The sequence below is a fragment of the bacterium genome (assembly GCA_024742285.1).
GTDB lineage: Bacteria > Myxococcota_A > UBA9160 > UBA9160 > UBA4427 > UBA4427.
Genome location: JANSYR010000014.1, coordinates 1 through 13,990 on the forward strand (window position 1 = coordinate 1; position 13,990 = coordinate 13,990).

13 protein-coding genes are annotated in these 13,990 nt (G+C 71.0%); 8 read left to right on the plus strand and 5 right to left on the minus strand.

Features of this window, described 5'->3' with window-relative positions; translation table 11 throughout:
• The 4 genes from NXI30_21975 to NXI30_21990 all read right to left on the minus strand — a co-directional run.
• A partial coding sequence (locus NXI30_21975; GenBank protein ID MCR9096898.1) for a hypothetical protein occupies window positions 1–341 on the minus strand: 341 nt, incomplete at its 3' end.
• Window positions 341–976 (minus strand): polysaccharide export protein, encoded by a 636-nt coding sequence (locus NXI30_21980; GenBank protein MCR9096899.1) that lies wholly within the window; start codon window positions 974–976, stop codon window positions 341–343. The genes NXI30_21980 and NXI30_21975, both read right to left, overlap by 1 nt.
• A gap of 27 nt (window positions 977–1,003) precedes the next feature.
• Entirely contained in the window at window positions 1,004–2,038 is a 1,035-nt protein-coding gene (locus NXI30_21985) for a polysaccharide deacetylase family protein (GenBank protein ID MCR9096900.1), read from the minus strand.
• Window positions 2,035–3,489, minus strand: a complete 1,455-nt coding sequence (locus NXI30_21990) for a hypothetical protein (GenBank protein ID MCR9096901.1) — start codon at window positions 3,487–3,489, stop codon at window positions 2,035–2,037. The genes NXI30_21985 and NXI30_21990 overlap by 4 nt, the downstream gene beginning before the upstream one ends.
• 366 nt (window positions 3,490–3,855) lie before the next feature.
• Here NXI30_21990 and NXI30_21995 point away from each other — a divergent pair, with 366 nt between their 5' ends.
• The 7 genes from NXI30_21995 (at window position 3,856) to NXI30_22025 (ending at window position 11,896) form a co-directional block, all read left to right on the plus strand.
• Window positions 3,856–4,542: a sugar transferase gene (locus tag NXI30_21995; GenBank protein MCR9096902.1), complete on the plus strand. Its 687-nt coding sequence runs from the start codon at window positions 3,856–3,858 to the stop codon at window positions 4,540–4,542.
• Window positions 4,543–4,546: 4 nt separating this feature from the next.
• On the plus strand, window positions 4,547–5,359 hold the full coding sequence (locus NXI30_22000) for a hypothetical protein (GenBank protein ID MCR9096903.1): 813 nt from the start codon (window positions 4,547–4,549) through the stop codon (window positions 5,357–5,359).
• On the plus strand, window positions 5,359–6,618 hold the full coding sequence (locus NXI30_22005; GenBank protein ID MCR9096904.1) for a glycosyltransferase family 4 protein: 1,260 nt from the start codon (window positions 5,359–5,361) through the stop codon (window positions 6,616–6,618). Before NXI30_22000 ends, NXI30_22005 begins: the two co-directional genes overlap by 1 nt.
• Window positions 6,615–7,787: a glycosyltransferase gene (locus tag NXI30_22010; protein MCR9096905.1), complete on the plus strand. Its 1,173-nt coding sequence runs from the start codon at window positions 6,615–6,617 to the stop codon at window positions 7,785–7,787. Before NXI30_22005 ends, NXI30_22010 begins: the two co-directional genes overlap by 4 nt.
• On the plus strand, window positions 7,784–9,130 hold the full coding sequence (locus NXI30_22015) for an O-antigen ligase family protein (GenBank protein ID MCR9096906.1): 1,347 nt from the start codon (window positions 7,784–7,786) through the stop codon (window positions 9,128–9,130). The genes NXI30_22010 and NXI30_22015 overlap by 4 nt, the downstream gene beginning before the upstream one ends.
• Window positions 9,127–10,659, plus strand: coding sequence for an oligosaccharide flippase family protein (locus NXI30_22020; protein MCR9096907.1), 1,533 nt, complete (start codon window positions 9,127–9,129; stop codon window positions 10,657–10,659). Before NXI30_22015 ends, NXI30_22020 begins: the two co-directional genes overlap by 4 nt.
• Before the next feature lie 115 nt (window positions 10,660–10,774).
• Window positions 10,775–11,896, plus strand: coding sequence for an alginate lyase family protein (locus NXI30_22025; GenBank protein MCR9096908.1), 1,122 nt, complete (start codon window positions 10,775–10,777; stop codon window positions 11,894–11,896).
• On the opposite strand, the gene NXI30_22030 is transcribed toward NXI30_22025, so the two are convergent.
• On the minus strand, window positions 11,877–12,932 hold the full coding sequence (locus tag NXI30_22030) for a hypothetical protein (protein ID MCR9096909.1): 1,056 nt from the start codon (window positions 12,930–12,932) through the stop codon (window positions 11,877–11,879). The genes NXI30_22025 and NXI30_22030 overlap by 20 nt on opposite strands.
• A 133-nt stretch (window positions 12,933–13,065) precedes the next feature.
• Between NXI30_22030 and NXI30_22035 the strand changes: the two genes are divergently transcribed.
• Entirely contained in the window at window positions 13,066–13,977 is a 912-nt protein-coding gene (locus NXI30_22035) for an alpha/beta hydrolase (protein ID MCR9096910.1), read from the plus strand.
• The last annotated feature ends 13 nt before the right edge of the window (window positions 13,978–13,990 follow it).

Below are 13,990 nucleotides of genomic sequence, written 5' to 3' on the forward strand. Positions count from 1 at the left end.
ACGCGGACGCGGGTGCGCTCGGTCAGGTCGTAGGTCGCGCGGGCGCGGAGCCGGCTCTCCCACGCATCGACGCCGTCCTGATCGACGTAGGCCTGATAGAGCCCGCCGAACTGGATCTCGTACCGGAAACGACCTTCCTGATCCAGCAGCTCGACGGAGGGACCGAACTGGAACGAGTTGGCCTCGTCCTCGTTCTGGTTGTCCGAGAAATAGTTCGAGTTGTAGGTGTAGTTGCCGTCGATGCCGAGGCGCAGCTCCGCCGCGCGTCCCGCGCTCGGGAGAACGAGCGAGAGGAACGCGACGAGAGCGAGCGGGAGGATCGGAGGTCGGAGCGGCGTCATCAATCCGGCACGATGATCGTGTCGCCCGCCTCCAGGACGAGATTCGAGTCGGGGGCCTCCCCGTTCACGAACGCGTTGTAGTCGAAGTTGTATTCGACCTGGCCTTCGGGGGTGTTGCGGAGGACGCGGATGCGGCGCTTCTTGGCGAAGGGCGTCAGCCCGCCCATCGCGGCGATCGCCTCGATCACCCGCGTGTTGCGCTGGAGCTCGACCTGGCCTTCGCGCTCGATGCCGCCACCGATCACGCTCACGACCTGGCTGTTCATCTCGGTCACGGCGATGTCGACCCGGGGCTTGGCGATGTAGTCGCGCAGGCCATTCCGGATGACCGCGGCCAGCTCGGTCGGCGTGCGTCCCTCGGCGCGGACGTCTCCCATGAGCGGGACCGAGACCTTGCCGTCGCTGCGGACCAGCAGCGGCCCGGACACGTCCTCGTGCTGCCAGACCGTGAGTTCGAGGAGGTCCGGGACGCCGATCCGGTATTCGCGGTTCGCGTCTTCCTCGCTCATCGGCGGCGGGCTCGACGGCGGCGGCGCGAAGGGGTCGAAATTCGCGCAGCCCGTCACGGCGAAGGCGGCGAGCGTGCTCGCGGCGACGAGGACGCGGAAGGAACGGGCAGGATGGGAAGGTCGCATCGGAGTCTCCGTGGGAGGGCGCATCGGTCAGGCGGCTCGGGCCGGTCGCTCGTCGATCAGCCAGCGGCCGAGGGTCGCGACGCTGGGACGGAGCTGCGCGCGGAAGAGCGCATTCGCGTAGTTCAACATGGGCAGGCGCGTGACGCAGGCGGGATCCGGGAAGGGCAGCTGGTCGATCGAGCGGCCTCCCCCGAAGCCGAGCTCGAAGCCTGCGTCGCGGACGGCTGCGCGCGCGCGCGCGTCCTCGGCCGCCGACGGATACGCGAAGACCGGGGGCGGGGCGTCGTCGCCGAGCTCCCGCTCGATCGTCTGCTTCGAGGTCGCGAGGTCGGAAGCGAGGTCGACCGGCTCGAGCCGCGTGGCGAGCGCGTGGACGTGTCCGTGGGCGCAGACCGCGAGACCTTCGCGCGCCAACGCCCGGAGCGCGTCCCAGCCGAGCACGCGGTGGACGCTCGGGACGTCCGCGAGGGAGGCGAGGGTGGCGTCGAGCCACTCCATCGCTTCGGCGTGGACGAGATCCTTCACGCGCGTTCGGATCGCGCGGTGGGCGGCGCGGCGATCGCCGGGCTCTTCGAGCGGGAGCCGGCCGACGCCGGGGGCGTCGATCTCTCGTCGGTCCGTGCGGGCGAGGGTGGCGTGGAGCCGGTCCCACCAGAAGCCCGGGCCGGGCTGGTCGGGAAACGCGGTCGGGACGAAGAGTGCCGCCGGGACCCCCGCCCGCTTCAGGATGGGCCAGGCGTGCTCGGCGAAGTCGCGGTAGCCGTCGTCGAAGGTGAAGAGCACCGGGCGCGGGGGCAGTCGCCGCTCGCCGCGATGGGCGGCGACCAGGTCGTCGAGGGAGATCGGCGAGTAGTGGCGCGCCACCAGCTCGACCTGGGCCCGGAAGTCTTCGGGCGAAGCACTCACGAGCCCCGGGTCGAGATCCGGCTCTTCTCCGGGCTCGGCGATCCGGTGATAGGCGACGATGCGGACGCGCTCGCTGTTCCGGTCGAGGGACTCGAGGAGGCCGAGCAGGCCGCTCCGGGCGAACGCATCCGCGGCGACACCGGCGAGGGCCTTCATCGGCTCGCCGACCCGCTGGGACCGGTCGCGTGGGTCGGGGGGACCCAGGTCGGTTCGGACTCCATGGCCAGCCGCTCCCGTCGAAGGGCGAGGATCGCCGCGACGAGGCCGGCGGCCAGGCCGAGTCCGAGTCCCGCGGCGAGCAGGAGCGGCGGACGCGGCCATACGGCGGAGGTGGGGAGCTGGGGCGGCGCGATCAGCCGCGCGGAGATGCCGAGCTCGCCGGACTCCGCGAGACGGCTCACGAGGCGCTGGTCGAGGAGCTCGGCGCGGCGCGTATCCGAGAGCTGGCGGACGCGCTCGAGCTCGTCGAGCAGGAGCGATTCCTCGCGCCGGTCGCGTTCGATCGACGACATGCGCGCGCGCTCGGATTCGTAGAGCTCCTGGAGTTGCGCCTCCAGACCCTTGGAGGCTTCGATGTCGCGCTTCAGCGCCTCCGGCGTCGCGGAGGCGGTCTGGTCGAGCTGTCGCCGAAGGACCGTGACCTCGCGCTGGGCGGCCTCGACGGCGGGATGGCGCGCGGTCAGCGTCAGCTTGACCCGGGCGAGCTCCGCTTCCGCGGCCCAGAGCTGCTCCTGGAGCGAGCGCGTCGCGGGGTCGAGGATCGCGAGCTGATCGCTGCCAGTCTCGAGCCGGTTCTCGAGCGTGATGCGTTCGTTGCGTACGTCCGCGAGCTGGCTCGCGAGACCGCGCAGGAGATCGGTCTGCGCCTGGGCGGTGTCGTCGGCACTGCCGGTGGTGCCCTTCTCGACGCGAAGCGCCGTCAGGTTCGCCTCGAGGGAGACCGCTTCTTCCTCGAGGACGTCGATCTCCGCCTGCTTCGCCCGGAGCTTCTCGCGCTGGACCGCGACCTCGTTGCTTCGAAGCGCCCGGAGATAGGCGTCGACGATCGCGTCGAGGAGCGCCACGCCGTGATTCGGATCCGGCCCGAGATAACCGAGAGCGACGACCTGGGTTCCGCTGACGGGCGAGGCGGTGACGCTGTCGACGGCGTCCGCGAGGGCGTTGTCCTCCTCGTCGAGATGCGCGGCGCGCGGGATCTTCGAGAGCGCGTCGGCGAGAACCGATTCGCTCTGCATGACCTCGGCCTGGGTCGCCACGAAGGCCGAGCCCGTCGCATTGGCGCGCCCGGGCGATTCCACGCGGGTCATGTCGTGCCGCTCGAGCACGACCTGAGCACCGACGGGATAGAGCGGTGTGCTGACGGCCCAGACCAGCAGGGCGAGTACGAGACCGATCCCCCCGCCGCCCAGCAGGAGCTGCCGGCGTTCGCGGATCGCCTGCTCGAGGTCCTCGAGGCTGAGCGAGAAGACGGGCTCGTCGGGGCGCGTCCGCTGCTCCTGCGAGTAGAGGGACAGGACTTCCTGTACGCCGGCGCGGGTCAGCTCGAGGCGGACCTCGGGCTGGTCTTCGTTCGATTCCGACGGAGTCGGGAGATGCGGGTCGCTCAAGGGGGGATCCGGGATGTGGGCGGTCGGGGGCCGACCGGGGGCGGTTGGAGCCGCAGATTAACGAAGGCTGAAAAGGGTGTTATTTACCACGATGATCGATCCGGAGAAACAACTCAAGGAGCCCTCGGCACTCTGCGCGTGATCTGCCGATGGCCTGCGCCCAGGTGCGCGAATCCCTTCACGCGCCGCCGGCTTCGATGAAACAATGCAGGATTCGCCGACTGGATCACGCTCAAAACGCGTAGTAAAAATGCTACGGTCGAACTTCTTCTCGAATCCGATCTGTGTCCACGAGCGAGGCGGACGCATTGGCATCACGAGAACAGCGAACAGGGTTTCGCAGGAGCTCGAGGTGGGTCCGTGGTGGTGAGTGCTGAGCAGCTGAGCCGGCTATGGGCGTCGACGACCGACGCCCTCCCGATTCGTTCGGGCTCGAACCAGCGCCACCGCACCCCCGGCTACCCCTACAAGAAGCGGGCACTCGACCTCCTGCTCTGTGGCCTGGCCCTGCCCGTGGCGCTCCCGATCCTGGCGGCCTGCGCCCTCGCGGTGAAGCTCACGAGTCGCGGCCCCGTCTTCTTCGTCCAGGAACGAACGGGATGGCGCGGTCGCCGCTTCCGCATGGTGAAGTTCCGGACGATGGTGGTCGGCGCCGCCGAGATGAAGGCGTCGCTCGCGGCGCGCAACAAGATGGGCGGCCCCGACTTCAAGATCGAGAACGATCCCCGCGTTACCGTCGTCGGTCGTTTCCTGCGCAAGACCAGCCTCGACGAGGCACCGCAGCTCTGGAACATCCTCAAGGGCGACATGAGCCTGGTCGGCCCGAGACCCACCTCGTTCGCGGCGGAGACCTACGAGCTCTGGCACACCGAGCGCCTCGAGGTGCTGCCGGGTCTGACCGGACTGTGGCAGGTCCGCGGGCGCGGCCTCGTCGCCTTCGATGATCGGGTTCGTCTCGACATCGCCTACGTCCGCAATCGAAGCATCGCCCTCGACGTCTCGATCCTCCTCAGCACGATCCCCGCCGTGCTCTTCCAGCGCGGGGCCTACTGAACCCATGTTCCCCATCCTCCGAAGACATTGGGCGCTCTGGGCGGCCTGGACGGTCACCGCGTCGGTCCTCCTCTTCGCGAATCCAGCGATCGCGTTCGGCTGGCCCGAGCTCGTCGCCTGCGTCGGGTCGCTCGTGCTCTCGGCGGACCGGCGGACGCGTCGCGAGCTGCTGCTCGCGATCGGGCTCCCGGCGATCGGTCTGCTCGCCGTCGCCGATGCCCAGGACGCGTCCGTCTGGCGCCTCGTCATCGATTGGACCGTCTTCATCGGCGCGGTCCTGCTCGGCGCGCGGGCCGTCGACGACCAGCACGAGCTCGAAGCGCTGGCCGGCCACCTGGCCCTCGGACCGGAGGCGGCCGCCTCGCTGCGCGAGCTCCACGCCGGGATCGAGTCGGAGATCGCCCGCGCGCGCCGTCACGACCGGAGCCTCCTCGTCCTCTCGCTCTCGCCCGAGCGCCGAGTCGGCGCCGAGGAGGGCGTGCACGAGAAGCTCCTCGCGGCCCGCGGCGTCCTGGAGACGGCGATGGTCCTGCGGGACGATCTCCACCGCTACGCGAAGGTCGCCGCGACCGAGGGCCGCGTGCTCTGCCTCGTGCCCGAGGCGGACCTCGATGCGGCGCCGGCGCTGGTCGAACGGCTCGCGAAGCGGGTCGAAGCGACCCACGGACTCGTCCTCGAAGTCGGGGTCGCGGTCTTTCCCGGTGATGCACTGGTGGCCGACGACCTGATCGCCTTCGCCGACGATGCGAGGGAGCAGCGCGCGGCGCCTCGACCGGCGGCGGACGGGGCCGCGATCGCCCGCGACGCGTCGAGCTGATGTCGACCGCGCACGCGCGCCACGGGGTCGGCCCCTGCGTCGCCTACGTCATGTCGCGCTTTCCCAAGCTGACGGAGACCTTCGTCCTCGACGAGATCCTCGCGCTCGAAGCGCGCGGCGTGCGGGTCGAGGTCTTCCCGCTCTGGCGGGAGCGCGGTGGCCCCGTCCATCCCGAAGCGGTCCCGGTCGTCGAGCGTGCGCACTTCACGCCGACCCTCGACCTCACGATCCTGCGCGACAACGTCGCCGCGCTCTTCTCCCGGCCCGGCACCTATCTCCGGACCCTGGCGCGCCTCGTCGTCGCGAACCGATCGAGCCTCCGCTTCCTGCTCGGTGCGCTCGCAATCTTTCCCAAATCCGTGTCCTTCGCGCGGCGGATGCGCGCGCTCGGCGTGCAGCACGTGCACGCCCACTTCGCCAGTCACCCCGCCGCCTGCGCCTTCGTCGTCGGCCGCTTCGCGCGGATTCCCTGGAGCTTCACGGCGCACGGCTCGGACCTGCACCGCGAGCAGGCGATGCTCCCGGAGAAGGTCGCCGAGGCGGCCTGCGTCGTTGCGATCTCCGACTACAACCGGCGCTTCCTCCTCGACCATGCCGGGCCTTCGGCCGCACGGCACGCGGATCGGGTGCACGTGGTCCATTGCGGCGTCGACGTCGATCGCTTCGGCGGCGATCGGGCCGCGGCGGGCGATGTGTTCGAGATCGTCTGCGTCGGGACGCTCCACGCCGTGAAGGGGCAGGGCTTCCTCGTCGACGCCTGCGCCGCCCTCGACAAGGAAGGGGTGGCCTGGCGCCTGCATCTCGTCGGGGACGGGGAAGATCGCGCGGCCCTCGAGGCGCGCGCCGGCCGCCTCGGGATCGCCGATCACGTCGTCTTCCACGGGGCCCTCGACCGCGCGGGCGTGCGTGGCGTACTCGCCGGCGCCGACGTGTCCGTCGCGCCGAGCGTGCCGACTTCCGACGGACGACGCGAGGGCATTCCCGTCGTGTTGATGGAGGCAGGTGCGACGGGACTCCCGCTGGTCGGCAGTCGCCTCTCCGGCCTCCCCGAGATCATCGAGGACGGCGTCACCGGCCTGCTCGTCGAGCCCGGCGACGTGGACGGCCTGGCCGCCGCCCTGGTCCGTCTCGCGTCCGATCCGGCGACCGCCTTGCGGATGGGCGCGGCGGCCCGCGCGCGGGTCGAGGACGAGTTCTCCCTCGAGCGAAACGTCGATCGATTGGTCGAGCTCTTCTTCGGCGGGGCGGCGCAGGCATGATCGATCTGCTCGTCGCGCTCTGTCTCGCCGCGATCGCGTTGCCCTTCGCGGCCTATCCCTTCCTGCTCTGGCTGCGCGCCACCCTCGTGCCCGATCCCGTCGTCCGGGGCGACGTCACGCCGTCGGTCGATCTCGTGATCGCCGCCCACGACGAGGCCGCCTCGATCGGCGCGCGGATCGAGAACGCCCTCGCGCTCGACTATCCCGCGGATCGGCGGACGATCTGGATCGGCTCGGACGGCTCGACCGACGACACGGTCGCGATCGCCCGTCGCTACGAGGCGGAGGGCGTGCGGGTCCTGGACCTGCCGCGCGGAGGCAAGGCCGCCGCATTGCGCGCCCTGGTCGACGCCTCCGCGGAGGAGAGCGGCGGCGAGGTCCTCGCCTTCTCCGATGCCAACAGCGATTGGCCTGCGGACGCGCTCCGCAAGCTGGTGGCCCCCTTCGCGGACGAACGGGTCGGCGGCGTGGCCGGGGACCAGCGCTACGTCGAGGACGCCGGCGACGACGCGCTCGGCGAGCGCGGCTACTGGCGCTTCGATCGCGCGCTCAAGCGCTGGCAGACCCGGGCCGGGAATGCGATTTCGTCGACGGGCGCGATCCACGCCGTGCGACGCCGCTGCTTCGAGGCGCCGCCGCCGGACGCGACCGACGACTTCATGATCTCGACAGGCGTGATCGCCGCGGGGGAGCGGCTCGTCTTCGCCGAGGACGCGATCGCCTGGGAGCCGACGGCGGAGCCCGTCGGCGGGGAGTTCCGGCGCAAGACGCGGATCATCACGCGTGGCCTCCGCGGCGTGCTCTATCGGCGGGCGCTGCTGAACCCGGCGCGGACGGGGCTCTACGCGTTCGAGCTCGCGGTGCACAAGCTGCTGCGGCGGCTCACCTGGATCCCGCTCCTCGGGCTCGTGCTGCTCGCGCCCTTCGCGGTCGGGCAAGGCGGTCCGTCGGCGCTCGTGACGGGCGGGGCGGCCCTCGCCGTGGCCGGCGGCGCTGCCGGGTTGGCGCTGCCCGGGCTGCGCGGGATCAAGCTCCTCTCGGTCGCGGCCTACGTCGTGATGGTGCAGGCGGCGTGCGCCTGGGCGACGATCGCCACGCTGTCGGGTCGCCGCGTCGCGCGCTGGGATCCGCAGCGCCCCGCGAACCCCGCGGCGGAGTCGTCCTCGTGATCTACCTGACCGCGTTCATCCTCTTCCTGGTCTATCTGAACGCGCCGGCGGTGGCCGTGCGGGTCCACGGCGCGCCCTTCCTGTTCGCGGCGGCGGTCCCCATGGTCCTCGCGGTTCCGGTCGCCCATCGGGTGCTGATCCGCGGAGAGCCCCTTCGTTTCCCCCTCGTCCTCGCCGCAGCGGTGGCGCTCCTCGCCGTCCATACCGCGAGCGCGATCTTCTCCGCGCGCCCCTTCGAATCCCTCGATCAGGTCGAGACCTGGGCCCTCGAAGGCGTGCTCCTCGCGCTGCTGATCGCGAACGCGGTCCGCACGCGGGACGAGGTGCGCGCGTCGGCGCTCGCCGTGGTGTCCGCCGGCGCCGTGATGGGCGCGATCGCGTGTCTCCAGCAGGCGCTCGGTCCCGCGGACTGGCCCTTCGCCGGCTTCGGCCAGCTCGACTCCGCGATCCGCGACGAGGGCGGACGCGTCGCCATCCGGCTCGCCGGTCCGATCGGCGAGACGAATCGCTTCGCGCAGATCATGGCCGTGCTCCTCCCGATCGGGACCGGGCTCGCGCTCGCGTCCCGGGGCTTCGCCCGGGTGGCGGCCTGGGCCGCGGTCGCCCTGATTGCCGCGGGCATGGCCTTCGCGTTCTCCCGCGGCGTGATCGTCGCGCTGGGTCTGGCCGTCCCCGTCGCCCTCGCGATCGGCATGCTGCGCTGGCGGCAGCTCGTCCTCGCCGGGCTCGTCGGCCTCGTCATGATCGCGGCGATGCCGCACTACGCCGAGCGCGTCCTCTCCATCGGGACGACGATCGCGCAGACGATCGGTCTCGAGCCCACGGGCATCCGCAACGCCGACGGTGCCGTCCGCGGACGCCTCACCGAGATGAAGTCGGCGGGTCTGCTCTTCCTCGAGTACCCGGTCCTCGGCGCCGGCCCGGGCATGGCCCCCTACGCCTACGAACGGCACGCCGGGGTCGTCGGCGGCAAGGTCCGCGCCGGGACGCGCCGCAGCCACAACCTCTATCTCCAGCTCGCCTCGGAGACCGGGATCATCGGCCTCGCCGCCTTCGGCTTCGTCGTCCTGGCCTCCTTCCGCGAGCTCGAGCGCGCCCGCCGGCGCTTCCTTTCGAACGATCGCGCACTCTGGGGGATCGTCTGCGGCCTCGAGCTCGCCCTCGTGATCTCGCTGACGAGCAGCCTCTTCCTGCATGCCGCCTACGTCCGTTATTTCTGGGTCCTGATCGGACTGGCGACTGCGGCGAGCGCGCAGTCCGGGGCGCCCGCCCTCGCGGCGTTTCTCTCTCGCGCGCTTCGACAGACCGCCGAGCGGCTGCGCGCCGACGAGGCGCGGGCATGAGCGATTCGCCCTCGCCCTCGCCCTCGCGTACGGCGACGTCGAAGCAGCTGCGCGGCTCGAGCCTCCTGCTCGTCGGAAGGCTGCTCTCGAAGCTCGTGAACTTCGGCGTCCAGGTCGCGATCGTGCGGCTCCTCAGCAAGGACGATTTCGGGGTCTTCGCCTATGGCCTGGCCCTCGTGCTCGCGGGTGAGCTGATCGTGAAGGCGGGCCTCGGTCGCGGGGCGAATCGTTTCGTGCCCTACCACGCCGAGCGGGGCGATCGCGAAGAGGTCATGGGGATCCTCGCGCTCGTGACGAGCGTGATCGTCGGACTCGGCCTCGCCGGCTTTGCCGTCCTGTGGTCGGTGGCGGACCTCGGCCTCGCGGGCATGCCGACCGGCGAGCAGATCGGGGTCGTGCTGGTGCTCGCCTGGCTCGCGCCGGTGGGCGCCCTCGACACGATCGGGATCCAGACCCTGGCCTGCTTCGCGCGGCCCCGGGAGATCCTCGTCCGCAAGCACGTCCTCGGTCCTGCGCTGCGTGCGGCCGCCGTTCTCTTCGTCTTCGTCACGGGTGGGAACGTCGTCGATCTCGCGGTCGCCTATCTCGCGGGCGGCGTGATCGGTCTCGGCCTGTGTCTGCACCTGGCACTCCGACAGCTGGCCGCCCACGGCTTCCTCGCCGTCTCCCCGCGCGCGTGGCGCGTGCCGTGGCAGCCGCTGCTGCGCTTCTCGCTCCCCTTGATCTCCCAGGACGCCGTCTTCATCGTCCTCACCTTCGTGACGACGTCCCTGCTGATGGCGAGCGCCGGCGCCGAGGGCGTCGCGACCCTGCGCGCGGTCGTTCCGGCGGCGGCGCTGATCGGCCTGGTCGTGCAGAGCTTCGGCATGCTCTACATGCCGACCGCCATGCGGCTGCACGCCCAGGACGAGCGGGCGGGACTCCTCGAACACCACTGGCGCTCGGCGGCCTGGGTCACGGTCCTCTCGTTTCCGCTCTTCGGCCTGACCTTCGCCGTCGCGCCAGCGCTCGTGCCCGTCCTGCTCGGAGACGCGTACGCCGAGTCCGCGCGGATCCTCGCCGTGCTGGCGGTCGGTCACTACGTTTCGGTGTGCATGGCGTTCAACTCCGATGCGCTCCAGGTCTTCGCGCGGATCCGCGGTCTCGTCGCCGTCGACGTTGCGATGATGATCCTCGGGGCGAGTCTGGCCTTCCTCCTGTGCCCGGAATACGGTGCCCTCGGCGCGGCGATTGCGATGAGCGTGTCCCGGGTGGTCGGTGCCTTCGCGCGGCACTTCCTGCTCTCGCGGACGCCCGGGATGGAGCGCATTCCGTCGGGTCAGCGCGTGGTCTGGGCCAAGGTGGCCCTCGCGACGGCGGCGGCGGTGGCGATCGGCTGGCTCTGGCAGCCGCCCTTCGTCGTGCAGGTCGCGGCGCTCGCGATCCTCGGCCTCGCGCTGCTCCGTTCGACGGCGCCGACGCTCGACCTGACCGGGTCCTTCCCCGAGCTGAACCGTCTTCCCTTCTTCGCGCGCCTGGTGGGCGTGTGATTCGGGCACTGCACGCGCTTCGCGCGCCTGGTGGGCGTGTGGTTCGGGCACTGCACGCGCTTCGCGCGCCTGGTGGGCGTGTGGTTCGGGCACTGCACGCGCGATGGATGGGCGCGTGATCCGCGCCGCCCTTGCGCGGGCCCTCGGGGTGGCGATCCTCGTCGCTTGCCTGATGGTCGGCGTGGCGACTGCGTTCGGTAGCGCGCAGCCCACGCGCGAGGCGAAGTCCGGCGTCTGGCTCTCCGCCGAGGAGCTCGCGGCGCTGCCGACCTCGGGCCCGGCCTGGGAAGCGCTTCGGCGCGCGGCGCAGTCGCCCACGAACCGCCCCGACCTGTCGGACCAGGACGATGCGACGAACGTGCGGGTGCTCGCCAAGGCGCTCGTGGCGGCGCGGACCGGCGACGAGGACCTGCGCCGCGAGGTCGTGCGCGCGCTCGAGCGCGCACGGGGGACCGAGCGGGGAGCGAGTGTCCTCGCCGTGGCCCGCGAGCTGATCGCCTACGTGGTCGCCGCGGATCTGATCGGCCTCGACGGCCCGGACCGGGCCGCGTTCGTCGCCTGGCTCGAAGACGTCCGCGATCGCGAGTTCCATCACCGGACGTTGCGCAGCACCCACGAGGATCGACCGAACAACTGGGGCACCCACGCCGGGGCCTCGCGGCTCGCGGTCGCGATCTACCTCGGGGACCAGGACGAGATCGCCCGGGCGGCCTGGGTCTTCCGGGGCTGGGTCGGCGAGACCCGCGGCTGGCACGGCTTCGAGTTCGGTCGCCTCTGGTGGCAGTCGAGCTATCTCTGGCGCTACGGCATCAACCCCGCCGGCGCAACGTATCGCGGACACTCGATCGACGGCGTCCTTCCGGACGACCAGCGGCGTGGCGGCCCCTTCACCTGGCCGCCCCCGAAAGAGAACTACGTCTACGAGGCGCTCCAGGGGGCGGTCGTTCAGGCGGCGCTGCTCTCGCGCGCCGGCTACGACGCCTGGGAGTGGGGCGATCGCGCGATCCTGCGCGCCTTCCGCTGGCTCCACGACGAGGCGTCCTTCCCTGCGGTGGGCGACGACACCTGGCTCCCGCACATCGTGAACCGCATCTACGGCACGTCCTTCCCGGCCCCCTCGCCGTCGCGGCCCGGGAAGGGGATCGGGTTCAGCGACTGGACTCACGCGAACCCCGTCGAGCCGCCCGTTGCGGCGCCGGTCGCGGCGAAGGAATCGCTCAGCCCTTCAGGTGACTGAGCAGCTCGCCGCGGACCTTCGGGTTCGAGAGCTTCCAGACGGCGCCGTCCACGAAGTAGTGGTGGATGGCGACGCACGAGATGAAGCCCTGGAAGAGCTGCTGCATCGCCGGCGTCGAGTACCACCCGTGGCCGAACGCGTGCGCCGCGATCGGCGGACCGTGGAGGAAGAACGCGCCGGCGGCGGCGAGCGCCAGATAGACGAGGCCGATGTGGATCTTCATCCGTTTCGGCGTCGGCGAGGTCTTCGCTTCGTAGCGATTGGCTTCGACGCGGAGCGGGAAGGCCAGGTACTGGAGGGCGTGGGACATCTGCACCCAGGCGAAGCCTCCGGGCACGAAGTACCAGAACGGATACCAGACGTAGAGCGCGAGCCAGGGAAAGACGACGCGGAGGGGCAGTTGGCCGGCGCGTCGCCGTGCGGACCAGAAGGCCCAGCCGCCGGCGAGGAGGCTCGCGGCGGCGAGCGCGACGATCGTCTCGAAGACGGCGCCGTAGATCGCGACGTAGCGCGCGGGCTCGATCCAGTCCGCCGGCGGGAGCCGGCCGGAGAGCGCATAGAGCACGTGGAGGGCCAGCAGGACGCGCATTCCGCCGCGGATGCAGTGACGCTCGAACGGGGTGAAGTCGAGGCCGAGGACGCGCGAGAACGCGGAGACCATCCCCCAGGCCTGGCCCGTGTAGTGCCAGGCCAGATAGACCGAGCTCGCGAAGACGAGGTTCCCGACGATCCAGGCGCGCTCGACGTCGGCGGCGGCGAGGGCCAGGACGCAGAGGAGCGCGGCGGGGACGTAGATCGCCGACCAGCGATTGCCGAGGATCTCCTCCTTCGACACGTAGAGCAGCCGGTACGACGCGGTGAAGTGCGTCGCGTTCACCAGGATCATGGGGACGAGCCAGTCGCCCTGGACGAAGCCGGCTTCCTGTCCGGTTGCGAAGGACCACGCGAGGATCGCGACCATCGCGACGAACGAAAGGCCGCCGGTCATGATGACGTCGAGGGTGGGCGTGGTGATCGAGGGCGCGCGCGCGGTCATCGCAACTTCGGAAGGTAGCGGATCACCGCGTCCCTCCGTTCGCATCTTCCACGCAAGTGTCGCGCCGTTGTGTCATCGTGTCGCGAGCGCAACGAGACGCTGCACCGCGCTTCGCGTCGCCGAGGAGTCCCCGATGTCCGAGACCGTTACGTCCCGTCCCGCCCCCATCAAGATCCGTCTCATGCGTCCGGCCATCCGCGCCTTTGGCGCGGTGTCACGGATGCGCAGGCAACTGGTCCCGCCGCCGCAGGAGCCCGTCGAGCACGCCTACGGCGACGACCCGAAAGAGAAGCTCGTCCATCTCGCGCCGAAGCCCGGCGTGACCCCGCGCGGTGCCGTCCTCTACTTCCACGGCGGCGGCTGGATCATCGGCGCGAAGGAGACCTACACGCCTTTCCTCGGCTTCCTCGCGGAGGCGGGCTACCCGGTCTTCAACATCGGCTACCCGCTCGCCCCCGAGAACCCGCATCCGGGCATTCTCCGCTCGCTCTTCCGCGCCCTCGACTGGATCGCGGAGCACCATCCCGAGGTGACCGGCTACCACACGATGGGCGACTCGGCGGGGGGGAACCTCTGCGCGATGCTCGGGCTGCTCGCGCGCGACCCGAAGCGCGTCGCGGAGATCGATCCTGCGCGGACCGACGGGCTTCCGCTCACCTGCCACAGCATCGTGTCGATCTACGGGGTCCTCGACCGCCTGAGCTGGATCGAGGACGGCTTCCCGGGCGCGGACATGATGCTCGAGTCCTATGCGGGGCCGGCGGCCTTCGAGCCCGAGGTCGATCCGGAGCTGGCGATCACGCCGATGGACCTCGACTGCGCATCGGCCCCGCCGACTCTGCTGACCGTCGGCACCGAGGATCCGCTGCTCCGATCGTCGCGGCTGATGGCGGAACGCCTGGGCGCGGGCGCCGGCAAGGTCCTGCTGCGCGAGTACCCCGGCGAGCCCCACGGCTTCTTCAACTTCGGGACGTCGGACGCCGCCGCTCAGATGAACGCGGACATCCTCGACTTTCTGGCGTCGGAGGACCCGGCGAGCGCCTGAGGCGGACGCCTCT

Bases quoted from the DNA above. Each gene is read 5' to 3' on its own strand.
- NXI30_21980 (MCR9096899.1), bottom strand. From the start codon at position 976: ATGCGACCTTCCCATCCTGCCCGTTCCTTCCGCGTCCTCGTCGCCGCG.
- NXI30_21985 (MCR9096900.1), bottom strand. From the start codon at position 2,038: ATGAAGGCCCTCGCCGGTGTCGCCGCGGATGCGTTCGCCCGGAGCGGC.
- NXI30_22000 (MCR9096903.1), top strand. From the start codon at position 4,547: ATGTTCCCCATCCTCCGAAGACATTGGGCGCTCTGGGCGGCCTGGACG.
- NXI30_22005 (MCR9096904.1), top strand. From the start codon at position 5,359: ATGTCGACCGCGCACGCGCGCCACGGGGTCGGCCCCTGCGTCGCCTAC.
- NXI30_22010 (MCR9096905.1), top strand. From the start codon at position 6,615: ATGATCGATCTGCTCGTCGCGCTCTGTCTCGCCGCGATCGCGTTGCCC.
- NXI30_22020 (MCR9096907.1), top strand. From the start codon at position 9,127: ATGAGCGATTCGCCCTCGCCCTCGCCCTCGCGTACGGCGACGTCGAAG.
- NXI30_22030 (MCR9096909.1), bottom strand. From the start codon at position 12,932: ATGACCGCGCGCGCGCCCTCGATCACCACGCCCACCCTCGACGTCATC.
- NXI30_22035 (MCR9096910.1), top strand. From the start codon at position 13,066: ATGTCCGAGACCGTTACGTCCCGTCCCGCCCCCATCAAGATCCGTCTC.